Annotated in this window: 14 protein-coding genes; 6 read left to right on the top strand and 8 right to left on the bottom strand. The window is 67.0% G+C overall.

Annotation, left to right across the window (positions count from 1 at the left end; genetic code table 11):
- Positions 1-292: 292 nt before the first annotated feature.
- From hflX to AB0M22_RS04860, 5 genes are all read right to left on the bottom strand, one after another.
- The gene (gene hflX / locus AB0M22_RS04880; RefSeq protein ID WP_364721680.1) at positions 293-1,747 is read right to left on the bottom strand and encodes a GTPase HflX; all 1,455 of its coding nucleotides are present in this window, start codon (positions 1,745-1,747) and stop codon (positions 293-295) included.
- Between the two features lie 373 nt (positions 1,748-2,120).
- Positions 2,121-3,014, bottom strand: a complete 894-nt coding sequence (dapF, locus tag AB0M22_RS04875) for a diaminopimelate epimerase (RefSeq protein ID WP_364721678.1) — start codon at positions 3,012-3,014, stop codon at positions 2,121-2,123.
- A 33-nt stretch (positions 3,015-3,047) separates the two neighbouring features.
- A complete protein-coding gene (locus AB0M22_RS04870; RefSeq protein WP_364721105.1) occupies positions 3,048-3,884 on the bottom strand; it encodes a TrmH family RNA methyltransferase in 837 nt (278 codons plus the stop codon).
- A complete protein-coding gene (miaA, locus tag AB0M22_RS04865; protein WP_364721103.1) occupies positions 3,881-4,813 on the bottom strand; it encodes a tRNA (adenosine(37)-N6)-dimethylallyltransferase MiaA in 933 nt (310 codons plus the stop codon). The genes AB0M22_RS04870 and miaA overlap by 4 nt, the downstream gene beginning before the upstream one ends.
- Before the next feature lie 139 nt (positions 4,814-4,952).
- Positions 4,953-5,702 (bottom strand): hypothetical protein, encoded by a 750-nt coding sequence (locus tag AB0M22_RS04860; protein ID WP_364721101.1) that lies wholly within the window; start codon positions 5,700-5,702, stop codon positions 4,953-4,955.
- 253 nt (positions 5,703-5,955) lie between these two features.
- On the opposite strand from AB0M22_RS04860, the gene AB0M22_RS04855 reads away from it, so the two are divergent.
- On the top strand, positions 5,956-7,317 hold the full coding sequence (locus AB0M22_RS04855; protein WP_364721098.1) for a DUF349 domain-containing protein: 1,362 nt from the start codon (positions 5,956-5,958) through the stop codon (positions 7,315-7,317).
- A 91-nt stretch (positions 7,318-7,408) separates the two neighbouring features.
- Here AB0M22_RS04855 and AB0M22_RS04850 read toward each other — a convergent pair whose 3' ends face one another.
- The 3 genes from AB0M22_RS04850 to AB0M22_RS04840 all read right to left on the bottom strand — a co-directional run bounded on the left by AB0M22_RS04850 (position 7,409) and on the right by AB0M22_RS04840 (position 10,217).
- Positions 7,409-7,987, bottom strand: coding sequence for a hypothetical protein (locus tag AB0M22_RS04850; RefSeq protein WP_364721676.1), 579 nt, complete (start codon positions 7,985-7,987; stop codon positions 7,409-7,411).
- A 283-nt stretch (positions 7,988-8,270) separates the two neighbouring features.
- Positions 8,271-9,830 (bottom strand): tRNA (N6-isopentenyl adenosine(37)-C2)-methylthiotransferase MiaB, encoded by a 1,560-nt coding sequence (gene miaB, locus AB0M22_RS04845; protein ID WP_364721095.1) that lies wholly within the window; start codon positions 9,828-9,830, stop codon positions 8,271-8,273.
- Positions 9,831-9,923: 93 nt separating this feature from the next.
- Entirely contained in the window at positions 9,924-10,217 is a 294-nt protein-coding gene (locus AB0M22_RS04840) for a hypothetical protein (protein WP_364721716.1), read from the bottom strand.
- On the opposite strand from AB0M22_RS04840, the gene AB0M22_RS04835 reads away from it, so the two are divergent.
- The 5 genes from AB0M22_RS04835 (at position 10,201) to AB0M22_RS04815 (ending at position 16,902) form a co-directional block, all read left to right on the top strand.
- Positions 10,201-10,929 carry an amino acid ABC transporter ATP-binding protein gene (locus tag AB0M22_RS04835; protein ID WP_364721674.1) on the top strand — a complete coding sequence of 243 codons (729 nt, stop codon included), beginning with the start codon at positions 10,201-10,203 and terminating at the stop codon, positions 10,927-10,929. The two genes, AB0M22_RS04840 and AB0M22_RS04835, sit on opposite strands and share 17 nt — an antisense overlap.
- 97 nt (positions 10,930-11,026) lie before the next feature.
- Positions 11,027-11,863 (top strand): glutamate ABC transporter substrate-binding protein, encoded by an 837-nt coding sequence (locus AB0M22_RS04830; protein WP_364721093.1) that lies wholly within the window; start codon positions 11,027-11,029, stop codon positions 11,861-11,863.
- Between the two features lie 95 nt (positions 11,864-11,958).
- Positions 11,959-12,639, top strand: a complete 681-nt coding sequence (locus tag AB0M22_RS04825; RefSeq protein ID WP_364721091.1) for an amino acid ABC transporter permease — start codon at positions 11,959-11,961, stop codon at positions 12,637-12,639.
- Positions 12,636-13,535, top strand: a complete 900-nt coding sequence (locus tag AB0M22_RS04820) for an amino acid ABC transporter permease (protein ID WP_364721088.1) — start codon at positions 12,636-12,638, stop codon at positions 13,533-13,535. Before AB0M22_RS04825 ends, AB0M22_RS04820 begins: the two co-directional genes overlap by 4 nt.
- Positions 13,536-14,646: 1,111 nt before the next feature.
- On the top strand, positions 14,647-16,902 hold the full coding sequence (locus AB0M22_RS04815; RefSeq protein WP_364721085.1) for a M20/M25/M40 family metallo-hydrolase: 2,256 nt from the start codon (positions 14,647-14,649) through the stop codon (positions 16,900-16,902).
- Positions 16,903-16,909 lie beyond the last annotated feature (7 nt).

The raw sequence follows: 16,909 nt of genomic DNA, 5'->3' as shown, positions 1-16,909 counted from the left end.
CCGGTTGGACGCCAGCGGTGGTCAGCGGCTACGGCTTGCCACACCCGCCGGTGGGCTTGCTAGCCCAACCTCATCCAACAGGTGAGCCTTCGCGAGCGAGACATTGCTGCGCCGAAGCTCAAGTGGGCCATCAACCTGGTCCCGTTCGACGGCAGAGAACCCACCGAACGGGACATGACCGCGGCAAAGCCCGAGTATGTACTCAGCCAGGTCCCGATCGGCGGCAGAGGCTCGGCGAGTGGGACCTGGCTGGGGTGTGATGCGGGTGCTGGTTCGGTCAGCCCCTGTTGGGTCAGGGTTCGGGGTGGCCGTTGGGGGCTGGGGTGTCCGATCCGCCGGCGTGGGCGTATTCGGAGAGGGCGGCGGCGAGGGAGTGGGGGACTCGGGCGTGGACTCGGGTGCCGCCTTCCTCGTGGGTGGAGTCGATGATGCGGCCGTCGGCGTGGATGCGCGCGAGGAGGTCACCTCGGCTGTAGGGCAGCAGGATGCTGATTTCGGCGTCGAGGCCGCCTAACACCTCGGCGAGGCGGTCACGCAACGCGTCGATGCCGAGGTCGGCGCGGACGGAGACGTAGGCCGCGTCGGGGAGCTGGCCGCGCAGGCGGGTCAATGCCATCGGGTCGAGGGCGTCGATCTTGTTGACCACCAGCAGTTCCGGCGGGGCGGGGGTGCCCTGTTCCTTGATCACGTCGGTGATCACCTCGCGGACCGCCTTGATCTGTTCGGCGGGCAGCGCGTCGGAGCCGTCGACCACGTGCAGCAGCAGGTCGGCGCCGGTGACCTCTTCCAGCGTCGACCGGAAGGCCTCGACCAGCTGGGTCGGCAGGTGCCGGACGAAACCGACGGTGTCGGTGAAGACGACCTCGCGGCCGTCGTCGAGATCGGCGCGACGGGTGGTCGGGTCCAAGGTGGCGAACAGCGCGTCCTGCACCAGGAGTCCGGCGCCGGTGAGCGCGTTCATCAGGCTGGACTTGCCCGCGTTGGTGTAGCCGACGATCGCTACCGACGGGATGCCGCTGGAGTTGCGGCGGGCCCGCATGGTGTCGCGCGCGGTCTTCATCTCGCGGATCTCGCGGCGCAGCTTGGCCATCCGCTCGCGGATGCGGCGACGATCGGTTTCGATCTTCGTCTCACCGGGACCACGCAGACCCACGCCGCCGTTGCTGCCGGCCCGACCACCGGCCTGCCGGGACATGGACTCACCCCAGCCACGCAGTCGCGGCAGCATGTATTCCATCTGCGCGAGCGCGACCTGCGCCTTGCCCTCGCGGGAGGTGGCGTGCTGGGCGAAGATGTCGAGGATCAGCGCGGTCCGGTCGATCACCTTGACCTTGACGACCTTCTCCAGCGCGGTCAGCTGCGCGGGAGTCAGCTCACCGTCGCAGATGACGGTGTCGGCGCCGGTTTCGAGCACCACGGCCCGCAGCTCTTCGGCCTTGCCGGAACCGATGTAGGTGGCCGGGTCCGGCTTGTCGCGGCGCTGGATCAGCCCTTCGAGCACCTCGGAACCGGCGGTCTCGGCGAGCGCGGCCAGTTCGGTCATGCTCGCGTCGGCCTGCGCGGCGCTGCCCGTGGTCCACACGCCGACCAGCACGACCCGCTCCAGGCGCAGCTGCCGGTACTCGACCTCGGTGATGTCGGTGAGCTCGGTGGACAGCCCGGCGACGCGACGCAGCGAGCTGCGTTCGTCGAGCTGCATCTCGCCGACCGTGGGCTCGGCGGACGTCCAGCCGCCGGAGCGCTTCATCCGCGCGGCGTGCTCGGCGACGACATCGCCGGTTACGGCGTCGTCGGACTGAGCGCCGTCAGCGGCGGCGTCGAGCTGGATGTCGTCATCGGCCGTCTCGGTGAAGTCGTCGGCCGGAGTGAATTCGTACGTCTTGGATTTCGTCATTCAACCTCATCGATTGCTCTTCGGAACGGCAGAAAACCGCTTCCCGGTAAGCAGATCGACATCATCGTTGGCACTTGGTTGTGTGCCGGTGTCCCCTCAGATTACGCCCATCACGGTTCCGTATCGCTGGAGCGCGGTCAAGCGAGTTTCGCCGGCGACGCGCCGCCTACGCTGCGGTTCGCACATTTATACAGGTCAGCTATGACGGCCGGATGCCGACAGGGAGTCAGAGGTGATGCCACCAGCCCTCGGCGATCGCACCCGAGGCGACGAGTACGGAAGGGCCGCGGAGCCAGGCGGTGCCTTTATCCAGGCCGACGGTGACCTCTCCGCCCGGAATGCGAACGCGAACTTCACCGGTGTCGGTTGCGATGTCGAACCCTTCGCGCGCGAGCGCTGCGGCCGCCGCGGCGACGGTTCCGGTTCCGCAGGAACGGGTTTCGCCGACGCCGCGTTCGTAGACGCGCATGTCGACGGAACCGTCGGCGAGCGGGGTCACGATTTCCACGTTGACGCCGTGCGGGAAGAGGTCGGGGTCGTAGCCGGGGGGCACGGTGAGGTCGAGTTTGGCCAGGCCGTCGGCGGACAGGTCGGGGACGACGCAGGCCAGGTGCGGGTTGCCGACGTCGATGCCGATGCCGGAGTAGGCCCAGCCCGCGACGGTGGCGGTGGATTCGCCCAGCTCGCGCACGGTGCCCATGTCCACGGTGACCATGTCGACCGTGACGTCACCGTCGACCGCACCGGCGGAATGCACGACCACCGGACGTCCACCGGCCCGACTGCCGACGACGAACTCGTGCGCGCTCTCCAAACCGGAAGAAACCAGGTAGTGGGCGAAAACCCGCACCCCGTTGCCGCACATCTCGGCGATCGAACCGTCGGCGTTGCGGTAGTCCATGAACCAGTCGGTCTCGCTCACCGCGGGCGGCAGCTCGGGCAGCACACCCGCGGCCCGCAACGCACCGGCCCGCGCCACACGCAGCACACCGTCGGCCCCGAGCCCGCGTTGCCGATCGCACAGCGCGCTGATCCGCTCGGCGGTCAGCTCCAGCTGAACCTCGAGGTCAGGCAGCACCACGAAATCGTTCTGGGTGCCGTGCCCTTTGGTGAACTCGATATCCGACACGTGCGTGTTCTCCCTAACTACTCGTCATTTGGCAAACGTCCGGCGCTGCCGGGAAATTTCGTAGAGCGCGACCGCCGCGGCCGAGGGTGCGCCGAGCGAGCTGGCGGTGCCGCCCATCGGGATATGCACCATGTCGTCGCAGGCGTCCTGCCAGGCGGCGCTCATTCCGCTGGTCTCGTTGCCGACGACGAGGATGGTGGCCTCGGTGAAGTCGTGGTCGTAGGCCGCGCGCGGTCCGTTCTCGTCGGTGCCGACGATCCGGGTCGGGATGCCGCGCAGCACCTGACGATCCCGGAATTCCAGAACCTGGGCGGCGCCGGCCGCACGTAGCACGGGCATCGCGAACAGCGAACCGGTGGACGCACGAACGGCCTGCGGGTCGTACTGGTCGGCACCGTGCCCGGTGACGATCACCCCGCTGGCGCCGAACGCGTCGGCCGATCGGATCAGCGTGCCGAGATTGCCCGGCGAGTTCGGGCGGTCGAACACGACGACCACGGGCGCGGCCTCCCCCGGCTCCCCCGGTTCGAACGTGTCGAGGTCCTGCTGCCGCGACACCGCGACGGCCACCAATTCCGGTATGCCGCCGACCTTTTCACCCAGCTCGGCCATCAACTCCGGCACCAGGCCGACCTGCGGCACGTCGCTGGTATCCAGGACCTCCCTGGCCCAACTGGACAGGTCAGGGGTGCCGAGGCGGTAGAGCAGCGTCTCCAACGGCCAGTCGTTCGCCACGGCCTGGGTGATCGGGCGCACGCCCTGCACCAGGAAACGCCCGTCACGATGCCGCTTGGTCCGGTTGTTCAGGTACGCCTGCCACACCTGGACCGAGGCATTGCGGGTGCTCACACGTCGGGTCACTGCGGAGTCCATTCTTTCTCGTCGAGCAGGGCGAGCGCGGTCGCCACCAGATCGGGGGCGGCGCCGTCCACCCAGTGCACCCTGGGGTCGCGCCGGAACCACGAGCGCTGCCGTCGAACGTAGCGCCGGGTGCCGATGAGGGTGCGTTCTTGCGCGTGCTTCAAGTCGTATTCGTTGTCGAGGTAGGACAGGACTTGTGCGTATCCGATGGCGCGCCGGGCGGTGACGCCGTCCCGCAGGCCATGGTCGAGCAAGCCGCGGACCTCGTCGACGAGTCCGGCGGCGAACATCAGCTCGGTGCGGCGTTCGATCCGCTCGTCCAGTGCGGCGGTGTCGCGGTCGACGCCGATGATCACGGTCCCCCAACGCGGCGTGCCGATTTCGGGTGCGGACGCGGCGAACGGCTGACCGGTGAGTTCGACGACCTCGAGCGCGCGCACCATGCGGCGTCCGTCGGTGGGCAGGATGGTGGCCGCCGCGGCCGGATCGGCGGCTTGCAACGCCGCGTGCACCGCGTCGACACCGCCCTCGGCGAGCACGGCTTCCCAGCGGGCGCGCACGACCGGGTCGGTGGCCGGGAACTCCCATTTGTCCAGCAGCGCTTGCACATACATCATCGAGCCGCCGACGATCACCGGGACGCGGCCGCGCGCCATGATGTCGACCACGTCCGCGGCGGCCGCGGACTGGTACGCGGCGACGGTCGCGGTTTCGGTCACGTCCAGCACATCGAGTTGGTGATGCGGAATGTCACGCCGTTCTTCGACGGTGAGTTTCGCGGTGCCGACATCCATGCCGCGGTAGAGCTGCATCGCGTCGATGTTGACGATCTCGCCGCCGAGTCGTTCGGCGAGGTCGAGGCCGAGATTCGATTTGCCGGTCGCGGTAGGACCGACGACGGCGATCGGGGTGATGCCGGGATCGCTCACGAGTCCGCCTCGTGGTGCGCGACGAGCTCCTGTGGCGCACGCGCGTGATCGGGCTGCCCGGAAATGACCAGCTGCGAACTGAGCCGCGCCAGATGCTCCGCGGGCTCGCATCCCCGGCCCGATGTCGTTGCGCCCTCGCTCATGCGGACTCCGCCGGTCGCCACAGACTCACGTGATAACCGACGCCGAACGGAGCGTCCCGGTAGAACGTCTCGACCACGGGATCAGTGTCGAACAACCCGGCCAGCACCTGATACGCGGCCCGGCCGGACATCACCAATTCCGCACACAGTCCGGGATCCAGCGCACGTAACCCGGCCCGGTCCCCCATGGCCAGCGCACGATCCAGCTCGTCCTGCACGGCGGCAGCCCGCTCGTCGAGATATCCGGGAGCCTTCAACGACAACGTCGCGGCACCGTCTGCGATAACAAGCACTCCATGTCGTTCGTCCGAATTGTCCAATTCCGCGCGCAATTTCGCGCCGAGCTCGAAGCAGCAAGCCACCGGAGTGTCCTCAGCCACAATGCGAACCTCGGCACTCACGCCCGGCGCCACCTGCTCCCGCAACCACCCAGCGATCAACACCGGCAGCGGATGCTGGGGATCGGGCTCGGCCGCGGCGTCCGGCGAAAGCGCGACCCGCACGTCCGCACCGAACCCGCGGAACGTACCGACCGCCTCGGGCCCGAACACCTGGTCGGCGGCCCCGGTGCCGATCACTGTCCAGCGGTCTGTCACTCCCGCAAGCCTTTCCGCGGCGGCCAGCACGGCCGCCCGCAGCACCGCGCGCGGATCGTCGAGCCGGCCCGCAATCGCGCCCGTCGCACCGCCGCAGAGCTCGGGCACCAGGATCGGCGGCGACGGGACCAGGGCGGCAATCGAGAACACGGGTCAACCGTAACCGTTCCGCGCGACGCCCTTACGCACCGCGGGTACCGCCCGGGTTCGAGTGTCTCTGCCGCAAAGCTGGTCGAGATTGATACTGTTCGATGAGCTACAACCCAGGTCATCAGGGGTTGCAATCCCCGAGATTCCTGCACGTGAAGGCCTGGGTCGATGGTCACAAGCGCTCGGACCGGGTTCAATGGGATGAGCTAGGGCGTAACCAGGCAGCCGTGACGCGCGGCAGGGACGAGGAGCAATGACCGACAGCAACGGAACCGCGAAAGCCAGCCCCGGCGCGATGCCGCGCTCTTCCGGTGCCCCGAAACCCGGCGGCTCGATCCAACCTCCCAAGCCGCACGCGACGCCGGGCCAGACTCAGCATCCGCATCCCGTCGTGCCCACCACCTCCGATCCCAGTGCCTGGGGCCGGGTCGACGACGACGGCACCGCCTGGGTGAAGACCGCCGACGGCGAACGTCAGGTCGGTTCCTGGCAGGCCGGTGACGCCGCCGAGGGCCTGGCCCACTTCGGTCGCCGGTTCGACGACCTGGCCACTGAGGTCGCGCTCCTGGAAGCCCGCCTCGCGGCCGGCGCGGACGCGCGCAAGACCAAGGCCGCCGCCGTCGCCCTCGCCGAATCGCTGCCCACCGCCGCCGTCATCGGCGATATCGACGGGCTGGCCAAGCGCCTGGCCGCGATCGCCGAACACTCCGAAGAGGCTGCCGCGCACGCCAAGGAGGAGAAGGACAAGGCGCGTCACGAGCACACCGAGCGCAAGGAAACGCTGTGCGCCGAGGCGGAGAAGATCGCCGCCGAATCCACCCAGTGGAAGGCCGCGGGCGATCGGCTGCGCGAGATCCTCGACGAGTGGAAGTCGATCCGCGGCGTGGACCGCAAGGTCGACGACGCCCTGTGGAAGCGCTACTCCAAGGCCCGTGAGGCGTTCAACCGCAGGCGCGGTGCACACTTCGCCGAACTCGACCGGGAACGCGCCTCCGCGAAGACGCGCAAGGAAGAGTTGTGCGTGCGCGCCGAGGAACTCTCCGGTTCGACCGACTGGGTCGGCACCGCGGGCATCTTCCGCGACCTGCTCGCCGAGTGGAAGGCCGCGGGCCGCGCGCCCCGCGAAGCCGACGAGGCACTGTGGCGGCGGTTCAAGAGCGCGCAGGACGTGTTCTTCGCCGCCCGCAACGCCGCCGTCACCGAACGCGACGCCGAGTTCGACACGAACGCTTCCGCCAAGGAAGAACTGTTGCAGGCCTACGAGCACATCGACCCGGCCAACGGCCTGGAGGCCGCCCGCGCGTCGCTGCGTGAATTGCAGGACAAGTGGGACGCGATCGGCAAGGTCCCGCGCGAACGCATGCAGGAGCTGGAAGGCAAGCTGCGCGCCATCGAGAAGCGGGTCCGCGACGCGGTCGACGCGCAGTGGCGGCGCACCGACCCGGAGGCGATGGCTCGGGCGGCGCAATTCCGTGAGCGGGTAGCGCAATTCGAGGAGCAGGCCGCCAAGGCGCAAGCCGCAGGTAAGGCGCGCGATGCGGAGAAGGCGCTGGAGCAGGCCAAGCAGTGGCGAGAGTGGGCCGAGGCCGCGGAGGGTGCGGTCACCAACCGCTGACGGCCGCCGAACACCCGCATATGCCTTGATCTGACGCACACCTAATCGCATGCGATTCGGTGTGCGTCTTGTCAGAAGGTGTGCGCCTACTTCACTTTTCGCCGGTGAGGCGGCGGCGGTCGTGCTCTTCGGCGGCGATCGACGCGTTGCGGCGCTGCTCTTCGGCAGCCAATTGCAACGCGGTGCGGCTCCAGACCACGCGAATCCAGTGGAACGTCAACACGATCGCGGCGATGGTGCCCAGGATCAGGCCGATGGCCGGTCCGGCGCCGTGGTAGTTGTTGATGCCGGGCGTCTGCCGGTGCCAGATCGAGAAGACACCGAACACGCTGGTGATAGCTGTACCCGCGACCGCGATCCACGCCAGGAACCAGCGCCGGGTCATCAGCGCGAGCGTGGAGAATCCGACGCCGAAAACAACCAGGAACCAGACGAAGATCCGCGACGGCAGCCCGATGTGCTCCATCCGCGCGGCCTCGGTACCGAGCAGCACGTCGAACCCGCGCGCACCACCGGCATGCGGCAGCACCAGCGAAAGCAACAGGACGAACACCGCGCCGGCCACCACCATGGCGCGCACGCCGGGATCGATCTCGCCGGCGATGCGCCGTTCCACCGCATCGAGATCATCGCGGAACTGTTCGAAGTTGCTGCTCTCGACCGAGTTCACTGAACCCTCGTTTCGTTCGGCTTGTTCGTGGTTCGCTGCTGTGCCCGCGTCCACTGTGCCATCACCGGGTTCGCGCACGTCGCCCGACCCACTACCGCCAGTAGTAGGTTTGCGGTCCGGTTCGGGCGCCGGGTCCGCCCCGCCCGCCACGAAGCCGTCTTCACCAGGCTTGTCGTTCACGCCGCCCCCTCGCGAATACTCGGTTCGGGCGCGCCCCACTCGGTCAGGCAGACACCCGAAATGTGTTCGGCTCCAGCATGACCCCGTCTCGCGATCCGCGCACTCATGCGCCGCAACCGGTCGAACAGCCAGCGGCCGCGACCGGTTCCGGCGCGGGCGCGCCGATGCGGGGCAGTCCGAGGCCGACGCCGATCGGCTCGGTCTTCGGGGTGACGCCGCGTTCGTGCGCATCACCGGCGGTGGTGCGGCGGTGCGACTTGATCGGCGAGTCGGCGATCAGGTGGTGCGGCGCCGCCTCGGTGATGTCGACGGTGACGATATCGCCGGGACGGATCGACTCCGGCGTGCCACCCGGGCGGAAATGCACCAGCCTGCCGTCCCTGGCGCGACCGCTCATCCGCGCGGTGGCCGCGTTCTTCTTGCCCGCGCCGTCGGCGACCAGCAGTTCGACCTCGGTGCCGATGAGCGCCCGGTTCGCGTCCAGCGACACTTCCTCCTGCAACGCGATGAGCCGCATATAGCGTTCCTGCACAACGGCTTTCGGCAGCTGATCGGGCATGTCGGCGGCGGGCGTGCCCGGTCGCTTGGAGTACTGGAAGGTGTACGCGCTGGTGAACCGCGCCTGCCGGACCACGTCCAGGGTCTCCTGGAAGTCCTCCTCGGTCTCCCCCGGGAACCCGACGATGATGTCGGTGGTGATCGCCGCGTGCGGCATCACCGCCCGCACCTTCTCGATGATGCCCAGGAAGCGCGTCTTGCGGTAGGAGCGGCGCATCGACTTGAGCACCTTGTCCGAACCGGACTGCAACGGCATGTGCAGCTGCGGGCAGATGTTCGGCGTCTCGGCCATCGCCTCGATCACGTCGTCGGTGAACTCGGCCGGGTGCGGCGAGGTGAAGCGCACCCGTTCGAGTCCGTCGATGTCGCCGCACGCGCGCAACAGCTTGGCGAACGCACCGCGATCGCGCGTCTCCTCGGGATCGGCGAACGACGCGCCGTAGGCGTTCACGTTCTGCCCGAGCAGGGTGACCTCCAGCACGCCCTGGTCGACCAGCGCCTGCACCTCGGCGAGCACGTCACCGGGGCGGCGGTCCACCTCCTTGCCGCGCAGCGACGGAACGATGCAGAAGGTGCAGGTGTTGTTGCAGCCGACCGAGATCGACACCCAGCCCGAGTACGCGGACTCGCGCTTGGCCGGCAGGCTCGACGGGAACGCCTCCAGCGACTCCAGGATCTCCACCTGCGCCTCGGCATTGTGCCGCGCGCGTTCCAGCAGGACCGGCAGCGAGCCGATGTTGTGCGTGCCGAACACCACGTCCACCCACGGCGCCTTGCGCACGACCGTGCCGCGGTCCTTCTGCGCCAGGCAACCGCCGACGGCGATCTGCATGCCCGGCTGGTCGGCCTTGATCGACGCCAGATGGCCCAGGGTGCCGTAGAGCTTGTTGTCCGCGTTCTCGCGCACCGCGCAGGTGTTGAGCACGACCAGGTCGGCCGTCGCCCCCGGCGCGGCCTTCACGTAACCCGCGTCCTCCAGGAGTCCGGACAAGCGTTCGGAATCGTGCACGTTCATCTGGCAGCCGAAGGTGCGTACCTCGTAGCTGCGAGAGCCGTCAGTGGGGAGTTGGGTGGGGTTCAACACTGCCTGTCCGATCGAATCCACGCGTCCAGAGTACGGGCAGCGGCAACCCCAATTTTAGGGGCATAGGCCTCGGGAACGCGCCGCCAAACGGCGGCACGTTTGGCGTCGGCCCGCTCACTTGTGGCAGCGGGTGTCTTGGCACACACCATCGCTGATCAGGCACGCTGCGTCACCGTCGCGCCCGCCCAGGCGTTCGACGATCGCGATTCGGACGAACCGGACGAGGGCGTTAACGGCACGTGTCGGCTCGGCGCGGCAAAACGGTGTGTCGCCGAAACTCGGGCAAATCCGCATTTTGCCTTTACAGTCTTGGACCATGACCGACGACGCCGCCGCGCCCGATACAACCGGGAACGCTTCAACCGGGGACGCCAGCGCCGCCAGCGCGCCGATGATCTCGATGCGCAACGTGCAAAAGCACTTCGGTGAACTACACGTCCTGCGCGATATCGACCTGGAAGTCCCCAAAGGACAGGTAGTCATTGTTCTCGGGCCCTCAGGTTCCGGGAAATCGACGCTGTGCCGCACTATCAACCGCCTCGAACCCATCGACTCCGGTGACATCGCCATCGACGGTGTCCCCCTGCCCGCCGAAGGCCGCGGCCTCGCCGCGCTGCGCGCCGACGTCGGCATGGTTTTCCAATCGTTCAACCTCTTCGCGCACAAGACGATCGTCGAGAACGTCATGCTCGCGCCGATGAAAGTCCGCAAGATCAAGAAAGACGCGGCGCACACCCACGCGATGGAGCTGCTCAACCGGGTCGGCATCGCCAACCAGGCCGACAAGTACCCGGCCCAGCTGTCCGGCGGTCAGCAGCAGCGCGTCGCCATCGCCCGCGCACTGGCGATGAACCCCAAGGTGATGCTGTTCGACGAGCCGACCTCGGCGCTGGACCCGGAAATGGTCCAGGAAGTGCTCGACGTGATGGTCTCGCTGGCCAAGGACGGGATGACCATGCTGGTCGTCACCCACGAGATGGGCTTCGCCCGTCGCGCGGGCAACCGGGTCCTGTTCATGGCCGACGGCCAGGTGGTGGAGGACGCCGAACCCGAGGTCTTCTTCACCGCGCCGAAGTCCGAACGTGCCAAGGACTTCCTCGGCAAGATATTGAGCCACTGAAACATAGAGATCGACCCGCTGCGCCCGTGCCGAACATTTGGACGGCCTTGTTCCAAGATCACGGCCAGCAAACCCATGAGAGGGAGAAGGAAACTCGATGAGGATCAACCGTGCCCTGCGACTCGGAATCGGCGCGATCGCGCTGACCGTCGTCGCCGCGACCGCCACCGCGTGTGGCGGCGGTGACAGCAAGTCCGCCCTGGATCACGCCAAGGACGGCAAGCTCACCATCGGCATCAAGTTCGACCAGCCCGGCATCGGGCTGCGCAACAAGGACGGGTCCTACAGCGGCTTCGACGTCGAGGTCGCCAAGTACGTGGCCGGCAAGCTCGGGGTGAAGCCGGAAGGCATCACCTTCAAAGAATCGCCGTCCGCCCAGCGCGAGACGCTGATCGAGAACGGTCAGGTCGACTACGTCGTGGCCAGCTACTCGATCAACGACGCCCGCAAGCAGAAGGTCGACTTCGCCGGCCCGTACTACGTTGCGGGACAGTCGTTCCTGGTCCGCGCGGACAACACCGACATCGGCAGCCCCGAGTCGCTGAAGGGCAAGAAGGTCTGCTCGGTGAAGGGCTCCACGCCCGCGCAGAACATCGACAAGAACTTCAAAGACACCCAGCTGCAAGCCAACGACACCTACTCGCTGTGCCTCGAGGGCCTGCGCGCCGGCTCGTGGGACGCGGTGACCACCGATGACATCATCCTGGCCGGCTACGCGGCACAGAGCACCGGTGCGTTCAAGGTCGTCGGCAAGCCGTTCACCACGGAGAACTACGGCATCGGCCTCAAGAAGGGCGACAAGGAACTCCGCGACAAGGTGAACGACGCGATCGAGGCGATGTTCGCCGACGGTTCCTGGAAGAAGGCGTTCGACGCGAGCGTCGGCGGATCCGGATACCAGGCGCCGACGCCGCCCAAGGTCGACCGGTACTGAGTTCTACCCGCACGGGTGGCCCGATCCCACCGGGCCGGGCCACCCGCCGCACGCCCCCTGAAAAATCGAGACCCGATGGGAGGGACACGTACGCCGTGTTCGACCTGATCTCGAGGTATGACGATCAAATCCTCGACGCCTTCTGGGTGACCATCAAACTGACCGTCCTTTCGGCGGTCGGCGCGCTGATCCTGGGCACTTTAGTCGCCGCGCTGCGTGTGTCCCCCGTACCGATCGCCCGCGCGGTAGGCACCGCCTACGTCACCATTTTCCGCAACACCCCGCTCACGCTGATCATCGTCTTCATGTCGCTGGGCCTCTACACCACGATGGGCTGGAAGCTCGCCGGCGAGGGACCGGATTCGGTCGCGCAGAACAACTTCCGCTATGCCATCGTCGGACTCAGCATCTACACCGCGGCGTTCGTCTGTGAATCCCTGCGCTCCGGCATCAACACCGTCGCCATGGGCCAGTCGGAGGCGGGCCGGTCGCTCGGGCTGACCTTCAGCCAGAATCTGCGGCTCATCGTGCTGCCGCAGGCCTTCCGGGCAGTCATCGCCCCGCTCGGCAGCGTGCTCATCGCGTTGACCAAGAACACCACCATCGCCTCCGCCATCGGCGTGGTCGAGGCCGCGTTCTTGATGGCCGACATCAACGAGAACGCCGCAGACGTCATCTCCGTCGGCGCCATCTTCGCCCTCGGGTTCGTCATCCTGACCCTGCCGACCGGCCTGCTCTTCGGCTGGCTCGCCAAACGATTCGAGGTCGCACGATGACTGCTGCGCCTTCGGTGCTGTTCGACGCACCAGGCCCCCGCGGACGCCTTCGGCACCATCTCTACTCGGTCGTCGTGGTCGTCGCCGTGGCATCGTTTCTCTGGGTGCTCTACAGCGGCTTCGCCGACAAGGGACAGTTCACCGCCGAGAAGTGGAAGCCGTTCCTCGACCTGCAGGTCTGGCAGACGTATCTGCTGCCCGGCCTGAAGGGCACCGTCGTCGCGGCCCTGCTGTCGATCGTGTTCGCGCTGGTGATCGGCATGATCTTCGGCATCCTGCGATTGTCCGAACACCGCGTGGTGCGGTTGGTCGCAGGCACGGTCGTCGAGGTGGCGCGAGCCATTCCGGTGCTGATCCTGATGATCTTCCTGTTCTTCACGTTCGCGAAGTATCAGGTGTTCAAATCGGATGATCTGGCGTTGGCCGCCGTGGTGATCGCGCTGACCATCTACAACGGCTCGGTCGTCGCGGAGATCGTGCGAGCGGGCATCCGCTCGCTGCCGAAGGGCCAGACCGAGGCCGCGGTGGCCTTGGGTATGCGCAAGAACCAGCTGATGCGACTGATCCTGCTGCCGCAGGCGATCACCGCCATGCTGCCCGCGTTGATCTCCCAAATGGTTGTCGCCCTGAAGGATTCGGCGCTCGGCTACCAGATCACCTATGTCGAGATCGTGCGCTCCAGCCAGCAGCTCGGCTCGGCCGAACAGAACACGATCCCCAGCCTCATGGTGATCGCCGTCGTCATGGTCATACTCAACAGCGCCCTGACCCAGGTGGCTACGAGACTGGAGCGGCGACTGCGCGCCCGCAAGAAGGGCAAGGGTGGCGGCGCCGTGCTCGGGGCGGAATCGGTGCTCACCGATGCCGCACCCGGTATGGACCTCACCAAGAAGTAACAGCACGACCCCGACGCGATGCGGCGGTGCCTTGGACGCGGTGATCCGCTCCAGCGCACCGCCGTTCGCGTTGAATGCCGGGATCCGTTGCGGTGCACCGCAGGTCGGAGCGCTTGTGTCGGCATCCCGAAACTTTTGAAGAATCCGATGGAACCGATCGAGGCTCTGGCGCGTCAAAACCTCTGAAGAAGAACTCAGAGGGGGGTTCAGCACTGGCAGAGCCTGTCCGAGTCATGTTCGTTGTCCATACGATTCATCGAAGGTAGAGCTCCATGCGATATTCCAATCCAGTTCGCAAACAACTATCCATGACGACAAAGGTGACCTCAGGCGCCTTGGCAGTAGCCTGCATGTGGACGCTGGCAGCAACGCTCAACGCTGGAGTTGCCTCCGCAAGACCAGAGAACTGCCACGACAATATCGATTCCAGAAAAATTTCGGTGACAACGGTGTGCAGTTCCGGCTCCGGGTGGCACCGAGCAGTAGCGGTTTGCGAAGATCCCGGCACAGGTGAACGGTCGTTTCAGTACGGCGAATGGGAAGAAGCAACCACCGTATCGCGGGCATTCTGCCGAGGAGCGCAGTATGTGTCCTCGAGTGGCCTCGATACGAAGAACTAGGGGGAATAGCACATGCGCATCAAATACATCGCCGTCGCCGGTCTCTTCGCCGTCACTTCGGTCGCACAAATACTTGGCTCAGCATCTGCCACTGCGGGAACGCCGACAAATTGCACATCGAAATTGATGGGTCGAGGCGCGATCGTCTCTTGCGCAAACTCGAACGGCGGGAGCTATCGAGCCACGGCAATATGCGTCAGCATCGATGGCACACAGGACATTCCGCGCACCGCGCCGATCTGGGTACAAAATGGGGCGTCCATGGTGACCTGTCCGGAATTCACTATCGAGACGAAACCCGGAGTAGAGACCAGGGACTACTGAGAAAGACCGGCAAGAGATCCCTGTTCGGATTCGAATGAACGAATCGGCGGTGTGCTGGATGCGGTATCTCGCTCATCCCACCGCCGTTCCCGTTGGCCGGGGACTCGGGTAGGGGCGATGGGATTGGGGGCGGGTGGGTGGCGGGGTGGGCGGCTAACATCGCGGGTGTGCGGGTTGGGCGAGGGGTTTCCGGGGTCCTGGCGTTTTTTGTGCTGCTTGCTGTGGTGGTGGGGACGGTGTGGGAGCAGCAGCCGCACGGGTATCGGGGGTTGGGGGCGGCGGGGGACGTTTTCAGTGCCGAGCGGGCGTTTGGGGTGGTGCGGGAGATTGCGCAGCGGCCGCATCCGGTGGGGACGGCGGAGCATGATCGGGTTCGGGATCATCTGGTCGGCGAGTTGCGGAAGCTTGGGCTGGACGCCGAGATTCAGGACGGGGTGGGGCGGTATCCGGGTTCGCTCCGGCGGGATGTGGTGGGGATGGCGCGGGTGGCGAACATCGTCGCCCGGATCCCCGGGACGGATTCGACCGGCACGGTTTTTCTGACGGCGCATTATGATTCCGTCGCTTCGGGGCCCGGGGCGAATGACGACGGGGTCGGGGTGGCGGCGGTGCTGGAAGCGGTGCGGGCGCTGCGGGCCGGCGGTACCGCGCTGCGTAATGACGTGGTGGTGCTGCTGACCGATGCGGAGGAGACGGGGCTGCTCGGGTCGGAGGCGTTTGTCGCGTCGGGCAAGGACGGCCGGGACAACGGGGTGGTCGTCAACCACGAGGCCCGTGGGGCGGGCGGGCCGGTGTTGCTGTGGCGGACCACCCATCCCGATGGCGCGCTGGTCGATGCCGTCGAAAAGGTCGCGCCGTTTCCGAACACGGACTCGTTGACCACGACGTTGGCGGGCGCGCAGACCGGGAGCAATACCGATTTCGCCTCCTTCGAGCCGGGTGGGCTGCGCGTGCTCGACTGGGCCTTCGCCGGTCGTAGCGCCTACTACCACAACATCTTCGACGATCCGGCGCACGTGGATCTGGCGACGGTGCAGCAGATGGGCGACAACAGTCTCGCGCTGGTCAAGGAGTTCGGCGGCAAGGATCTCACGGCCGCGGACGACGCCGATCGTTCGTTCTTCCAGCTGCCGTTCGGCGTGCTGGTGGTGCTGCCGTTCTGGGTGATCATGGCGCTCGCGGCGGCCACCGTGATTGCTGTCGCATGGCTCAGCTGGCGGCTCCGACGGGCCGGCGAGACCAGCCTGCGGAAGATATTCGGTTCCGCCGCAACGGCTTTGGTTGCCGCGCCGCTGGCGACGGGTGCGGTGTACGGGTTATGGGAAGTGGTGAAGCTGATCCGGCCGGAGTATCGGCCGCTGTTCGTCGATCCCTATCGGCCCGAGTTCTATTACGTATCGATCCTCGTACTGTCCGCCGCGGTTCTGCTCGCCTGGTACTCGATCGGGCGGCGACTGTTCGGCACAACGGCCGCCATGGCCGGGCTGCTGTGCTGCCTGGCGTTATTGGGCGGGGTCCTCGCGATCGTCGCCCCAGCGACCGCGCATGTACTGGTCGTGCCCACTTTGGGCGCGACGCTCGGGGTGGCTGCCACCTTCGCGGTGCCCGAGCGCTGGCGGCTGCCGGTGCTCACCGTCTTCCTGATACCCACGGCGGTATTCCTCGGCAGCGCAACGTGGCCCGCGCTGCAGACCGGTATCACCACCGCCCCGTTCCTGGTCGCGCCCGCGGTGGTGCTGCTCGGCGGGCTGCTCCTGCTGACCCTGACCCAGGCGTGGCCGGATCGGCGCGGCTGGGCGATACCGTCGACCGCGTTCGTCGTCGCCGTTGCCTTGGCCGCCGCCGGGTTGGCGGTGGACCGTTTCGACGATCAACATCCGCTGACGTCTCAGCTCGTGTACGCACTCGACGCCGACCGCAACGAGGCCCTGTGGTTGTCGCGAGACGCCCCTGATCGGTGGACCCGCAACTTCGTAAGTGAGACAGCGCCGAGCCGGCCATTCGCCCAGCTCTGGCCGACCACCGCCGCCAGCGGCCCCGCGACGGCCGAGAAACTCTCTCCGCCGACTGCCGAAATACTCTCCGACACAACAGAATCCGGACAGCGAACGGTACATCTGCGCCTACGCACCACGCGCGCCGCCACGAGCATCGCTCTGCGCTACGAGACGGCACCGACCTCCATCCGGGTGGCCGGTCGCGACCTGACCCCGGTGCCGAAAACGGGTTTCCAGTTCTACGCGCCCTCGCCCGACGGCGTCGACGTACAACTCGTCGCGCCGGTCGGCCCCCTGTCCCTGCAACTGGTCGACTACACCTGGCTCCCCGACTCCGGCATCCCGTCCTATCGAAATCCCCCGGGCGACATCTACTTCCGGCAGGACAGCGCGGGCGCGGTATTCGTCTCCATCCCCGGGCTGTGAGATGTCA

This window comes from Nocardia sp. NPDC051756 (assembly GCF_040681495.1).
GTDB lineage: Bacteria > Actinomycetota > Actinomycetes > Mycobacteriales > Mycobacteriaceae > Nocardia.
Note: the sequence above shows the minus strand (reverse complement) of the source record. Positions and strands in the feature narration are given on the sequence as shown.